This window comes from Vibrio sp. D431a (assembly GCF_030248655.1).
Lineage (GTDB): Bacteria > Pseudomonadota > Gammaproteobacteria > Enterobacterales > Vibrionaceae > Vibrio > Vibrio alginolyticus.
The window spans coordinates 195,550-209,448 of the sequence record NZ_JAHGAP010000027.1 but is presented as its reverse complement, the minus strand read 5'-3'; the positions used below and the strand labels follow the sequence as shown (position 1 = coordinate 209,448).

Annotated in this window: 8 protein-coding genes; 3 read left to right on the top strand and 5 right to left on the bottom strand. The window is 44.9% G+C overall.

Going from position 1 to position 13,899, the window contains the following annotated elements:
* Positions 1-158: 158 nt before the first annotated feature.
* The 4 genes from KJB35_RS22335 to hemL all read right to left on the bottom strand — a co-directional run bounded on the left by KJB35_RS22335 (position 159) and on the right by hemL (position 7,600).
* On the bottom strand, positions 159-3,545 hold the full coding sequence (locus tag KJB35_RS22335) for a response regulator (RefSeq protein ID WP_005380036.1): 3,387 nt from the start codon (positions 3,543-3,545) through the stop codon (positions 159-161).
* A gap of 226 nt (positions 3,546-3,771) precedes the next feature.
* Positions 3,772-4,797 (bottom strand): 16S rRNA (guanine(1207)-N(2))-methyltransferase RsmC, encoded by a 1,026-nt coding sequence (rsmC, locus tag KJB35_RS22330; protein ID WP_025768200.1) that lies wholly within the window; start codon positions 4,795-4,797, stop codon positions 3,772-3,774.
* A gap of 76 nt (positions 4,798-4,873) precedes the next feature.
* On the bottom strand, positions 4,874-5,959 hold the full coding sequence (locus tag KJB35_RS22325; protein WP_005386541.1) for an AI-2E family transporter: 1,086 nt from the start codon (positions 5,957-5,959) through the stop codon (positions 4,874-4,876).
* 345 nt (positions 5,960-6,304) lie between these two features.
* The gene (gene hemL / locus KJB35_RS22320) at positions 6,305-7,600 is read right to left on the bottom strand and encodes a glutamate-1-semialdehyde 2,1-aminomutase (RefSeq protein WP_005380032.1); all 1,296 of its coding nucleotides are present in this window, start codon (positions 7,598-7,600) and stop codon (positions 6,305-6,307) included.
* Positions 7,601-7,846: 246 nt separating this feature from the next.
* On the opposite strand from hemL, the gene erpA reads away from it, so the two are divergent.
* The 3 genes from erpA (at position 7,847) to vmeK (ending at position 12,523) form a co-directional block, all read left to right on the top strand.
* Positions 7,847-8,188: an iron-sulfur cluster insertion protein ErpA gene (gene erpA, locus KJB35_RS22315; protein WP_005380031.1), complete on the top strand. Its 342-nt coding sequence runs from the start codon at positions 7,847-7,849 to the stop codon at positions 8,186-8,188.
* Positions 8,189-8,293: 105 nt separating this feature from the next.
* The gene (locus tag KJB35_RS22310) at positions 8,294-9,409 is read left to right on the top strand and encodes an efflux RND transporter periplasmic adaptor subunit (protein ID WP_005386537.1); all 1,116 of its coding nucleotides are present in this window, start codon (positions 8,294-8,296) and stop codon (positions 9,407-9,409) included.
* A gap of 9 nt (positions 9,410-9,418) precedes the next feature.
* Positions 9,419-12,523, top strand: a complete 3,105-nt coding sequence (gene vmeK / locus KJB35_RS22305; RefSeq protein WP_042521357.1) for a multidrug efflux RND transporter permease subunit VmeK — start codon at positions 9,419-9,421, stop codon at positions 12,521-12,523.
* A 64-nt stretch (positions 12,524-12,587) separates the two neighbouring features.
* On the opposite strand, the gene KJB35_RS22300 is transcribed toward vmeK, so the two are convergent.
* Complete coding sequence (locus KJB35_RS22300) at positions 12,588-13,880, bottom strand: peptidoglycan DD-metalloendopeptidase family protein (protein WP_005386530.1); 1,293 nt, start codon at positions 13,878-13,880, stop codon at positions 12,588-12,590.
* Positions 13,881-13,899 lie beyond the last annotated feature (19 nt).

Here is a 13,899-nt window from a genome sequence, read left to right as displayed (position 1 = left end):
TTGAAGACCAACAATAGATAGCGATGTCTAACCGAATGTTCGTTATTGGAAATATGTTAATGGGGTAGGAAGAGGCGGTCTCTTTTATCTCTAGGAAGGGAATACTCGAATAACAAAAAAGCCCAGCATGCACGCTAGGCTAGTTTTTTTGATAAATATTAGCTGGTCAATAGTCGCTGTAGTTTATCTCGTTGTGCTTCTATGTATGCTCTCTCGGGGCTCTGTTCTTTGCAGTGTTCGAGAATGAACTCTATCGAGCTTAGCACCGTTCTCCAACGTGGTGTTTTGGGTAATGTTTCTATACGCATGTATTTATCTAAAGTGCGTGTTTGCAAAGTACTACGGTCTAGATAAACGCGCCACAAGCCACTTTGCTCTGCAAATGCGAACTTACTTTCACCCGTTACAGATTCCCAATACTCTAAAGCATGTGTCATTGCGTCTACTAGAACTTCTCGCATAAGTTCTTGCTTGTCTTTTTTATTACCGAGCGCTTTGTCTGCAAGGCGCGTAAATTCTCCGCCAAGCTCTTTTAGCTTTTGCAATTGGTCTTTGTCACCATCAAATGCATAACTTGAAAGCACTTCTACGGCGGTTTCTAGATTATGTATGCGAGCGGCACTGGCTCCACCGCCGACATTAAAGATGTACATGATATCTAACCCTGAACCTTCAGGGAGCTTAAGAATGTCTGCTTCGATGTTCTGACGAATATCTTCAATATAGATATCAATCTTGCCACAGTAATGAGGTTGTTTGACGGTCAGATATTTAGGGGCAATCAGCTCATCAGCAGATGAACGCTTTAGCTGTTCTAAGCTGCGCTTGAATAGCTTACAAGCAGCTTCGTTAGCAAAGCGAATACGCTTGTCTTCACGTAGACAGATGATAGCTTCAGGAGCCGATTCTAGCTGTTCCAACAAACGACCTTGAGTCTCAAGTAAGCTTGCTTCAACGACTGCACGCTGTCTAAGTTCAGACTCTAGCACTTTGTTTTCCATATGGCGCATTTCTGCTTTACTTGCCGTTAAATGCGCTTGGATACGTGCCGCCAACTCTTGTTTATTAAATGGTTTCGATAAATAGTCGTTGGCTCCTGCCTCAAAACCTCTTACACGATCTTCTGTTTGACTGAGTGCGGTGAGCATAATGATTGGCAACTCGGCATGATCATAGGTTTCACGTAGTTCACTACAAACTTGGTAGCCGCTCATGCCTGGCATCATGATATCCAATAACAGAAGTTCCGGCTTCTCTTGCTCGACGAGCGCTAACGTTTCTGGCCCATCGGAGACAGTACGCACACGATAGCCCTCTAAACGTAAAAAGCTTTCAAGCACGCGTAAGTTTACTGGTTCATCGTCAGCAACATACAGTAACGGGCCGTCTGGGTTCTCTGGAAGTGATAAGTCTTCACTGTTCTCTACATTAACTTCAGGAATTTGGAAGTGCCCGTGCGCAGCTAGAGTCTGGGTTGCTTGGATTTCTTCTTCACTGGCGAGCGGTAAAGTGAAACTGAAGGTAGTTCCGACCATTGGTTGGCTACTGACGTATAACGAGCCTCCCATTAATTCGATCAATTGACGGCTAATGGAGAGCCCAAGTCCTGCACCTTGACGATAACGGCTCGCGTCTTGCCCTGCTTGGATAAGTGGTTCAAAAATATGTTCAAGTTGTTCTGCGGGAATTCCTTGTCCAGTATCCACGACTTGTACGCGTACATGATCATCTACCACATTAGCGGAGATAACAATTTTACCTTCTGAGGTGTATTTAATCGCATTGCCAATCAGGTTATATAGCACTTGTTCAAGGCGTTGCGGGTCAGCTGACACTGCTTTTAAATCCGCTGGGACTTGGTTGATGATGCGGATGGTTTTACTTCCAAGTAAATGGCTAGAAAGCTCTAAAACCAATCGTGTTGCACTGCCCAAACTCACTGCTGATTTCTGGATATCCATGCTTCCATAACGCATTTTATGATAATCCAACAAGTCATCGACTAGATTAGCGAGACGCTGACCACTTTTAATGATGATATCAAGCTGATATTTCTGGCTAGCGGGGATCGCGCCATTGGCGCCGGACGCTAAGGTTTCAGCAATCCCGACCATGCCGTGTAACGGTGTACGAAGTTCATGAGAAGTCGTGGCTAAGAACTCATCTTTTAATTTATCGGCCAATTGCAGTTCTTCATTCTGTTTCTGAATGATCTGTATGTTGCTTTCTAGTTCTTCATTTTGCTTCTTAATGGTTTGAATCTTCTCTCGAATAGAGCGTTGCATTCGTTCAAAGCTTAACGCAAGCCGACCAATTTCATCTTTACGAACCGTATTAAAAGACGTGTCATCAAGATCCCCTGCAGAGACCTTTTCGGCAACCCAAGTCAATTTCAGCAACGGAGAAGTGATAAAGTTTGATAAATAGTGAGAAGCGATCACCACAAGGATAATGGCGATCAACATAGCGATAACGAATAGTTTTTCGAGTTGATGTATACGAGCGAAAGCTTCGTTTTCTGGTAACTGTACGACGAGCGCCCAAATCACACCACGAGTTTCAATCGGTGCATAAGCCGCGATGATCTCTTCACCTAAACCGTTTGTGTAAGTGCCGACACCAAATGCACCAGAGAGTGCTTTATCGATCACTTCTAAACTGTTCTTAATGTCGTCTTGTTTCGTGTTAATTGTGCGAGGTTGGTGATCATTTCCAACCAGCAAGGTGTTAATTGATGACTCTCGGTTGGCGTCTGCGGCTAACTTAGTGATGCCATTATTTGGCAAGCGGAACATGGCATAGCTGTGTAGATAACCTTGCTGAACAATTGGTGCACCTAGCCAAGCGACTGATTTCCCCCCTTCCAGCTCGAAGTCAGACACAATCACAGGAGTGTAGTCTTCGTTTACTTTTCGACGTTCAGTCACATCATCGGCGAGACGCTTGAAAGTTTTGCCAAGTGCCGAGTCTTTGTAGGGGCCTGATAACAAGTTCGTTCCGTAGTTATCGTCTTTGTTGATCGAGTAGGTGACGTTACCATTGATGTCTACCAGCAAAATGTCATTAAAATCAGAGCGCTTGAGGAGCTCTAAGTAGGCCCAATGATAGCGTTTATGTAAAAGCCGGTAACGTTCACTTCCTACATAGTTGGATGACTCGGGTAACGTTGAGGTTTTGATTTGGTCTCCGCTGCCCTCGATGTAGCGCTGTTGGGCGTTTTTACGAGACTCTTCAATATCATTGCCTAAACGACTAAAAGCATTGACGAGACCGTAGAATCGGCCACCACTGGCGTAAGCCAACTCTGAGCGCACAAAGCCCATGACTTCGGTTTCTCGTGCCTCAAAGTAGTCGATGATTTGCTGCTGTTTTGTATCTCGAACAGACAGTAAGTGTGAGGTGCTTTGTTCTTGCAGATCTTTACTGTGGGACTGCAAGAAAAAGATCGCAGTAATGGTAAGAGGTGTGATACTGAGCACCAGAAATGCGGTCATCAGTGTACTCTGAAGGCGCTTAAATTTCTGTTTTTTGTAGAATTTAAACATGGATAAGATTACAACTCATAATGGGCAGTTCTAAAACATACTTCGCTGCCGAGGTTCTCGTTAAAAACGGATAAGATGTTCAACTAGATAGAATTAACAAAATTAACGAGTTTTTTTTCTTTGACAAGAAAGTTAGTTGTAAAGCGTGCAGGGTGACGCAGTTTTTCTTATGAGTGTTGAATTTATGAGAAAAAATCGCGCAGGTTTGTGCCTGCGCGGGGGGAAGTTATGATTTTTTCGCGTAGTAGATAGAAAATTTATTGGTCTTATTTAGCGTCTCGCAATTATTAAACGCCCGCTCGATAATTGGTGGGTATTTTAAGAAGCTATTCGCGACAATCACCATTTCGCCGTCTTTGGTTAGATATTGTGGTGCCTGACCCAACAAGGTTTCCGCTGCGTTGTAATTTGTGTCTAAACCACTGTGGAATGGCGGGTTGCTGATAATAAAGCGGTAGTCTTTTGCGGTATCCGAGTATATATCTGATGCAAATACGCGTCCGGATAAACCATTCGCTTCTAATGTGGCTTGGCTAGAAGTGATCGCATAAGCATTAATGTCACACATCTCAATCGCGATCTCTGGATTCGCTTTCGCCATAAACGCACCGAGCACACCTGCACCACAACCAAAGTCGAGCACTTTGCCCGACAGCTTAGGTAAGGTTTCAAGCAGCAATCGGCTACCTAAGTCGAACTCGCCATGGCTGAATACGCCAGGTAGGCTCTTAACCGCTAGCGACTGCTCACCGAGTGTAACAGTGTAAGACTTAAACCAATCTGCTTGGTTGAAAGGTTTTGGTTCATTGAGGCAATTACCCCAGTAAAATGAGCAGCGACGAGCAGAGTCGTACTTGTTCACAGGGCCGTATTCTTGGAACATCTTCTCGATGCTCTTGATGCCGGAGCGGTTTTCACCAACGATGACGATTTCGGTGTTAATGCCCAGTTTCGCCATCAACATCGCCAGCAAGTATTCTGCTTCAGCTTTTGCCTTTGGCCAGTATAAAAGGACCATGTCTGCTTTTGTTTCAACATCAAACACAGAGCCAAAATGACTTTTCACTTTGTCAGAGGTTTGAATTTGGCGGTAGTAGCTATAGTTGGAAGTAAACACTTCAACAGACTCACAATGAGCCACTAACTCAAGAGGAAATAGGTCTTCAACTTCACCAGCGACTAAAACGTGTTTTCCGTTGAAGTATTCAAGTTGGCGCTGAGCTATTTGGCTAGGAGCGATATAAGCAGACATAAATTTGGTTCATCAGAAATAATTTGGGGCAGATTTTCGCACAATCTGCCCCAAGCTTGAAGTGATTAAGCGGTGACTAGCTGTTGTCTTGTTGGTTAAGGAAGTCTTTGAATTCTTCCTCGTAGATATTAAACAGTACCATGGTCACGGCAAAAATAAGTGGGCCGTAGATAAGACCAATCAAACCAAACAGATGCAGACCACCCAGTAATGAGAAGAAAATCATAAGGGTATTCATGCCGGCGCTGCCTTGCATTAGCAACGGACGCAATAGGTTATCTATAGAGCCAACGACAACTACACTCCACACCGTCAAGAAGATAGCCCAAGTCATATCGCCTGTTAAGAACAAGTACGCTGCTGCAGGAATCCAGATTAGTGCGGTTCCTACCACTGGAATGAATGATGCAAAGCCCATCATTGTTCCCCAAAATAACCCAGGGAAGCCGGCGAGCCACATACCGATACCGCCAGCCAAACCTTGAGCAATCGCTGTCATGAATGAGCCCATCACGGCTGATTTAGAAACTTGCTCTATCTCTGTCAATATGCGGTCTTCTTGGCTACGTGAGAGTGGCAGGATATGACGAATCGCAGAGATAATTTTGTCGTGGTCACGAAGCAGAAAAAACAGCACAAACAGCATCAGGAAGAAGTTCATTAGGAAGTTGGTTGCGTCTCCTAAAATCTTTGCGCTGATAGCAACTAAGTTAGAGCCAAACGATGTAGCAAATTGACCAATTTTCTCAGCAATGGCTTTGGGCTCGATTTTATCAAAAGGTAAGTACTCATTAACAATCGCTAAGCCTTTGATAACGAAAGGATGTTGGAATATATCTTGGATGCCACCATTGGTAACCCAATTATATGTATTTTGTGAGAAAACAGAGCCTTGCTGAACAATGGCTGCAAACACAAATAAAAGCGGGATAACAATAATAAACGTCAAGACGACACATGACAGCAGTGCCGCCATATTGGGGTGCTTGGGAATTTTCTGCTCAAACCATTCGTGTATCGGAAACATGAGCAAAGAAATGATAAAAGCCATCACAATTGAATTGATATATGGCTCAACCAATAAGTAGCAAGCAAAAGCAGCGGCGAGTAAAGCAACCATTAGTACTCGGTGACTCGACGTTATTTTTACATTATTTGGCATGGTATTAGTCCAACTTACAGGTGACGTTTACGGTTTATGCCTTCAATGATGGCGTGTAACCTTTATTACTTTGCACTCTTAACTCTTTCAAGCTTATGACAATGCCGAATTAGAGCAGGGCGATGTACCTTGCTATAATGACTACAAATCAGTCGGTTATCAATCAAGAGATGAGCTATGGGTTGTTGCAACGGTGATAAAAAGTGTCAAACTGAGAAAAAAGCTAAGCGAATACCGTGGTTTGGCATTGTCGTTGGGGTATTAGCGATATTGGTTATTTTGAATTGGCAATAAAAAAGGACCGTTACGGTCCTTTTCTAAATGCGTTATCGCCGTTTTTAGCGATTATTTCGCTTCTTCTGCAAGAACAGCAAAACAGCGGTCAGCCGCTTCTAGTGTGGCATCAATCTCTTTTGAACCATGAGCGAGTGAAGTAAAGCTCGCTTCAAACGCAGATGGCGCAAGGTAGACACCGTGTTTTAGCATTAAGTGGAAGAAACGCTTGAAGCGTTCTACATCGCACTTCGTTACGTCTTCGTAGCAAGTTACTTTTTCTTGGTCAGTGAAGAAGAAGCCGAACATACCGCCCACTTGGTTAACAACTAGCGGAATACCGTGTTTTTCTGCTAGAGACTTAAAACCTTCAGCAAGTTGTTTCGTTTTAGAAGCTAGGCGCTTTTCGTTGCCTTCTTCTTTTAGAAGGTTCAAACATGCGTAGCCTGCTGCCATTGCGACAGGGTTACCGGAAAGGGTACCAGCTTGGTAAACAGGGCCTGTAGGTGCAACGTATTGCATCACTTCTTTACGGCCACCGAAAGCACCTACTGGCATACCGCCACCAATCACTTTACCCAGTGTCGTTAGGTCGGGTTTGATGTTGTAGTGTGCTTGCGCGCCGCCTAGAGCAACACGGAAGCCTGTCATTACTTCATCAAAAATTAGTAGCGCGCCTTCTTGATCACAGATTTCACGTAGCCCTTCGTGGAAGCCTTCCACTGGTGGAATACAGTTCATGTTGCCTGCTACTGGCTCAACGATGATACAAGCAATTTCGCCTTTGTTAGCAGCAAATAGCTCGCGTACAGAATCTAGGTCGTTGAATGTTGCTGTTAGCGTGTGCTTAGCAAAATCTGCAGGAACGCCAGGAGAGCTTGGTTGACCTAGAGTTAGTGCACCGGAACCTGCTTTTACTAGCAAGCTGTCAGCGTGGCCGTGGTAACAACCTTCAAATTTCATGATCTTGTCGCGACCGGTGAAGCCACGTGCAAGGCGAATCGCGCTCATAGTAGCTTCAGTACCAGAACTTACCATGCGGATTTGCTCCATTGATGGAACAAGCTCAGAAACTAATTCTGCCATCGCGATTTCAAGTTCTGTTGGCGCACCGAAGCTGAGACCGCGTTGCGCTGCATCAATTACTGCTTCGCGGATAACCGCGTGGTTGTGGCCAAGAATCATTGGACCCCAAGAGCCAACGTAATCAATATACGCTTTACCATCGGCATCAAAAATCAGTGGACCGTCTGCTCGTTCGATAAATAGCGGAGAACCGCCAACGCCGTTGAATGCACGAACTGGTGAATTGACACCGCCAGGGATGGTTTGCTGAGCTTTTTGATACAGCTCTGATGATTTGGTCATGGGGTTATCCTCTTTTGATTGCTCGGACCAAGTGGAGCGCATTGTACCTAGCTATAATCAAGTTAGAAACGTTTTGCTTAATTTATGTGTTGTTTCGCAGTGTAATCTTATATATCCGCATCTGTTATAAAGAATCGGCGGCGAATACTTGAACGAGTTTGTCAGGTATTGGATAATCGTCTCAATTAGCACAAATTTGACGTCTTGCTTCAGGCTTGACGCATTACACGAGTGAGAGAGGTCTTCGTGAGCGAAGTAAACGTACCATTATCTTTTTCTGACGCAGCAGCATCTCGCGTTAAAGCATTGATTGCTGAAGAAGAAAACCCAGCATTGAAACTGCGCGTATACATTACTGGCGGCGGCTGCAGCGGCTTCCAATACGGCTTTACTTTTGATGAAAATGTAAACGAAGGCGATACGACAATCGTAAACAGTGGTGTAACACTGGTTGTAGACCCTATGAGTCTGCAATATCTCGTTGGCGGTATTGTTGACTACACAGAAGGGTTGGAAGGAGCGCGCTTCTTCGTAAATAATCCAAATGCAACGACAACATGTGGTTGTGGTGCATCGTTCAGTGTGTAATTAACACCTAACAGGCAGCTAATGGCTGCCTGTGCTTTATGTAGAAGGATGTCACGTAAAGCACACGCTCGCAGATATGCAGAGAAATAATAAAAAGGACTTTATATGTCTGGACTTTCTTTTGGACGCCGAATTGTCGAGCGCCCTTGGCTAGTATCTCTTATCCTCGTCTTACTTCTTGTTGCATGGCTAACCATCGGCCAACTCAAAGCACAAGATGATCATCCTAACTCTTCAACATCCACGAACACGACACCACTTGCAAAGGTGATGTTTGATACTTTTCTTGCCGAACCTACCAGTAAAACCATTGAATTGTATGGACGAACAGCGCCCAATCGTCAAGCGCGTCTTGGCGCCGAAGTTGCCGGTAAAATAGTCAGTCTTAACATAAAGAAAGGCCAAGCGGTCAAACAGGGACAAGTGATCGCAAACATCGATAAGCGCGACCTTGGCATTCAACTTAAACGGGCCCAGGCGATGCTGTTGGTTAAAGAGAAAGAGTTTAATGCAGCTAAATCGCTAAAAAGTCGTGGACTGCAAGGTGAGGTTGCATTTGCGACAGCGCAAGCAGCGTTGGTAGATGCACGTGCGAATTTGAGTAACGTGCAAACGGCTTTAAGAAATACTGAGGTTAAAGCGCCATTTGATGGCATCGTAGATCACCACTTTGTTGAGTTAGGTGATTTTGTCGGGATTGGCGATCCTATTGCGACGGTCATTGATTTGGATACTTTAGTGATTGAAGCCGATGTCAGTGAACGGCATATACAATACCTTAAGGAAGGCCTAGAAGCCGACGTAAGAACCATTAACCAACAGCATCATCAAGGTCGTGTGCGCTACATTGGACGTGTTTCTTCTGCTTCTACTAATACATTTCCAATTGAAATCGAAATTGATAATCAAGACGCAAGAATTCCTGCCGGTATGAGCGCAGAAGTACAGCTGCCTTTGAGTGAAGTGTTGGCAGTAAAGATTACGGCTGCCATGTTAGCACTAGATGAAGAAGGTAACTTAGGTGTCAAGACACTGCGTAATGAGTATGTTGAGTTTGTTCCAATTCAACTCGTTAAGGCCGAGGATGATGGTGTGTGGCTCTCTGGGTTAGGAGAGCGTGCAGACATTATCGTGCTGGGACAAGGTTTTGTGCGAGATGGTGATCAAGTACTGGCCAATAAAGTTGATGACGTAGTTGTTGAAGCGGCTAGTGAGCAGTAAGGAGCACTTATGTACACTCTGATTGATGCTGCGTTATCTCGCGCTCGCACTATGCTGACATTGTTGGTGATGATATTAATTGCTGGTGTCATTACTTACGTCACAATCCCCAAGGAATCGAGCCCTGATATTACCATTCCGATTATTTATGTTTCTGTTGGACATCAAGGCATTTCTCCTGTCGATGCCGAGCGTTTATTGGTTCGCCCAATAGAGCAAGAGTTGCGCTCTATTGAAGGCGTAAAAGAGATGACCTCTGTGGCATCAGAAGGTCATGCTTCGGTGACGCTGGAATTTAGTGTCGGAGTGGATCTTGATAAAGCGATGGCAGATGTGCGTGATGCGGTTGATCTTGCGAAGCCAAAGTTACCAGAGGACAGTGATGAGCCAACGGTAAACGAAGTCACGTTTGCATCTGAAGAGCCTGTTTTGACCGTTGTGCTCTATGGCACCGTACCAGAGCGAACCATTGTTCAGATTGCCAGAACGTTACGTGATCGTTTGGAAAGTTTCCGTCAGATTCTTGAGGTTGAAATCGCAGGAGATCGCGAAGACATCGTGGAGATAGTTGTCGATCCGCTATTGATGGAAAGCTACGGTCTCGATCAAGCGGATATCTATAATTTAATTGCCTTGAATAACCGAGTTGTGGCTGCGGGGTTTGTCGATACTGGGTATGGACGCTTTTCGGTAAAAGTCCCATCGGTTTTTGATTCACTGAAAGATGTGCTTGAACTACCTATCAAGGTGAATGGAAAAGAGGTGATCACTTTTGGCGATGTGGCGACAGTACGGCGTGCATTTCGCGATCCTGAAAGTTTTGCTCGTTTAGATGGCGAATCTGCCATCGTTTTGGACGTAAAAAAACGGGCAGGGGAAAACATCATTGAAACGGTTGAGCTGGTAAAAGAAGTACTGGCTCAGGGACAGAAGCGCGCCGAGTGGCCCGACAATTTGCAAGTTAAATACACTTGGGATCAATCCGACGATGTCAAATTGATGCTCAGTGATCTACAAAACAATATCTTATCCGCAATTATCCTCGTAGTTATCGTCATTATTGCCATATTGGGGGTTAGGACCGCGCTTCTCGTGGGGATTTCTATTCCAGGATCGTTCTTGACTGGGTTGTTGGTGTTATCGGTATTTGGGCTGACGGTCAATATCGTCGTACTGTTTGCTTTAATTATGGCAGTAGGCATGTTGGTGGATGGTGCCATTGTGGTGACAGAGTTTGCAGATCGGCGCATGCAAGAAGGAACGCCACGTAAAGAAGCCTATCGAGATGCCGCAAAGCGAATGGCCTGGCCTATTACCGCATCCACAGCAACCACATTGGCTGCGTTTGCTCCGTTACTTTTCTGGCCAGACATCACTGGTGAGTTCATGAAGTACTTACCACTTACTTTAATTGCTACTTTGGCCGCTTCTCTGATGATGGCTTTATTGTTCGTTCCTGTCATCGGTGGGATCATTGGCAAGCCTCAAGTAGTCAATCAGAAAGCTCAGCGAGAAATGGTTGAGCTGCATAACGGCAACTTTGAAAAAGCGACAGGCATTACCAAGCTTTATTACCAGACTCTGTCGGTAGCGATTCGTCATCCATGGAAGGTCTTGCTCAGCGCGATACTGCTAGCGGCAGGTGTCGGCTTCACTTACAACAAAGCTGGCTTGGGTGCAGAGTTTTTCCCTGAGGTGGACCCTGCCTTTTTTACCGTTAAAGTTCGTTCTTATGGTGACCTGTCTATTCACGAAAAAGATGTTGTTATGCGCGAAATCGAGAAGGTGATGCTCGGTCATGACGAGTTTGAAAGTGTCTACACGCGCACAGGATCGAGCGATAATGGGGACGAGATTGGCCAGATTCAAATAACGCCTGTGGATTGGCAGTATCGACGCAAAGTGAAAACCATTATTGAGGAACTAAAAGAGACGACAGACCGCTTTTATGGTGTTGAACTTGAGTATAAATTCCCGGACGCAGGACCGCCTGTCGAGCATGATCTCGTGATTGAAGTGTCATCACGAAATTTGAGTGTTAGTGCGTTAGATGAAGCAGCCAAAAAAGTACGACATTGGGCTGATGGTAATCCTGCACTGACCAACTTGAGTGATACCACTAATAAGGAAGGGATTGATTGGCAAATTGATATCCAGCGAGATGACGCCTCTCGCTTTGCAGCGGATGCTACTTTAGTCGGGAATACCGTCCAGTTTGTTACGAACGGCTTGAAAATAGGCGATTATTTGCCCGATGATGCGGATGAAGAAGTCGATATTTTGGTGCGCTATCCGCAAGATAAGCGCGACATAGGTCGATTTGATCAACTGAGAGTGAAAACGGCAGCTGGTCTGGTACCGATTACGAATTTTGCTCAAATCAAACCAGATCATAAGCAAGACACTATTCGTCGGGTCGACGGTCATCGAGTTATCAATATTAAAGCGGATATGGTGGAAGGTTACAATTTGGCGCTTGAGTTACCTAAGATTGCCGCTGGAATGGAACAGCTCGACTTACCGGAAGGCATTGAATATAAGATTCGGGGTCAAAATGAAGAGCAGGAAAACTCATCAGCATTCTTGCAAAATGCTTTTATTGTCGCGCTTGGTGTCATGGCTTTGATTTTAATTACGCAGTTTAATAGCTTTTATCAAGCTTTCTTAATCCTTAGTGCAGTGCTGTTTTCTACCGTTGGTGTCTTCGCTGGGTTACTTATTTTCCAAAAGCCATTTGGCATCATTATGTCGGGAATTGGAGTGATTGCGTTGGCTGGTATCGTGGTAAACAATAATATTGTTTTAATCGATACTTATAATCAGATGCGTAAACGTGGCTTAGAAAAATCTGAGGCTATTTTGCGTACGGGTGTGCAGCGTTTAAGACCCGTTTTACTTACGACGGTGACCACCATATTAGGCTTATTGCCAATGGTGTTAGAAATGAACATCGACTTAGTTAATCAGAAAGTGGAGTTTGGCGCACCAAGCACTCAATGGTGGTCTCAGCTTGCGACCGCTGTCGCGGGTGGTTTGGCGTTTGCGACTTTGCTAACGTTAGTTCTGACACCGTGTTTGCTTATGCTCGGGAGAGAGCATCACTCCGAACAGTAAGCTTTATCGTGATGATATCGACAAAACAAAAAGGGCAGCTTCGCTGCCCTTTTCAATACCTGGCTTACTTCATTGCTAGCAGTTTGCTGTAGCGTTCAAGCTTGTCCATGCTAATTTTCGCGTTTGCCATGAAAGTTTGTCTCGCTTTGCCTGTCAGGGATTTAGATTGTGGCAAATTCACCGTGCGCGGGTTTTTATGGACACCATTCACAAGGAACTCATAGTGCAGGTGAGGGCCAGTTACACGGCCAGTTCCGCCAAGCGTACCAATGGTTTGGCCTTGCTTAACGCGTTGACCAGCTCGTACAGTACGTTTGGTTAAGTGCAGGTACTTGGTAATGTAAGTATTGCTATGTTTAATGAAAACGTAGTTACCATTAAATTTGTTGTAAGACGATTTTTGAACAACGCCATCACCAGCCGCCCAAATCGGGGTGCCCACTGGTGCCGCATAGTCCGTGCCTCTATGAGGACGAACGCGTCCCGTCACTGGATGTAAGCGGCGTGGGTTGAAATTAGACGAAACTCGACGGAAGTCCAACGGCGCGCGTAAGAATGCTTTTTTCATTGCACGCCCATTTTCGTCGTAATACTTGCCACTTTTCTGATCCAATATTGCGGTAAAGGTATCGCCTTGGTTTTTAAAGATCGCAGCAATGATTTTTCCACGGCCGATTACTTCACCTTCTACCACTTCCTCTTGGTAAAGTACTCGGAAGCTGTCGTTTTTACGAATATCTAAAGCAAAGTCGATGTCCCAACCAAATATGCCAGCCAGTTCCATGATTTGGTTACCATTTAATCCAGAAGATATTCCTGCATTCCAAAAGTTTGATTTGATGGTGGCTTCTGCGTAGTTGTACTGGAAGTCGACTTCTTTCTTATCAACTTCAGAAACGTACTTGCCGTCTTTTAATGTGATACGAAAAGTCTCGAACGCGCTTAGTGTCCTTCTTAGCTGCACCAAGTCGTTATTTTCGTCAAAACCAAATTGCAATCGGTCACCAGGTCGAAGCCGAGTTAACTGTTTTTCCACTTCTTTGTCTGATGAGACCAGTTCATGTAATAGACGAGCAGAAAGTCCTACGCGACTAAATAAGATGGCAGCACTCTCGCCATTTTTTACTTTGTATGTTTCCCAGCGCAGCACGGCAGGAACCGCAGGCGATGAACTATTTAGTGCACTGAGTTCGAGGGAAACTGGCACAGGATAATGTTGACCAACTTTTAATCGGCTCTGCTGCGGGTCTAGGTCTTGCGGATCAGGTAAAAAGAATAGCGCGAAGATAATCAGCGCACTAAAAAAACCGATCAATACTTTGTGCAAGAGTGGAAGTCGGACAAAAATCGAATGCATGAGGTACTTGATTGCTAAA

Coding starts and splice junctions, on each gene's coding strand:
- KJB35_RS22335 (WP_005380036.1), bottom strand. CDS start 3,545: ATGTTTAAATTCTACAAAAAACAGAAATTTAAGCGCCTTCAGAGTACA.
- rsmC (WP_025768200.1), bottom strand. CDS start 4,797: ATGTCTGCTTATATCGCTCCTAGCCAAATAGCTCAGCGCCAACTTGAA.
- KJB35_RS22325 (WP_005386541.1), bottom strand. CDS start 5,959: ATGCCAAATAATGTAAAAATAACGTCGAGTCACCGAGTACTAATGGTT.
- hemL (WP_005380032.1), bottom strand. CDS start 7,600: ATGACCAAATCATCAGAGCTGTATCAAAAAGCTCAGCAAACCATCCCT.
- KJB35_RS22310 (WP_005386537.1), top strand. CDS start 8,294: ATGTCTGGACTTTCTTTTGGACGCCGAATTGTCGAGCGCCCTTGGCTA.
- vmeK (WP_042521357.1), top strand. CDS start 9,419: ATGTACACTCTGATTGATGCTGCGTTATCTCGCGCTCGCACTATGCTG.
- KJB35_RS22300 (WP_005386530.1), bottom strand. CDS start 13,880: ATGCATTCGATTTTTGTCCGACTTCCACTCTTGCACAAAGTATTGATC.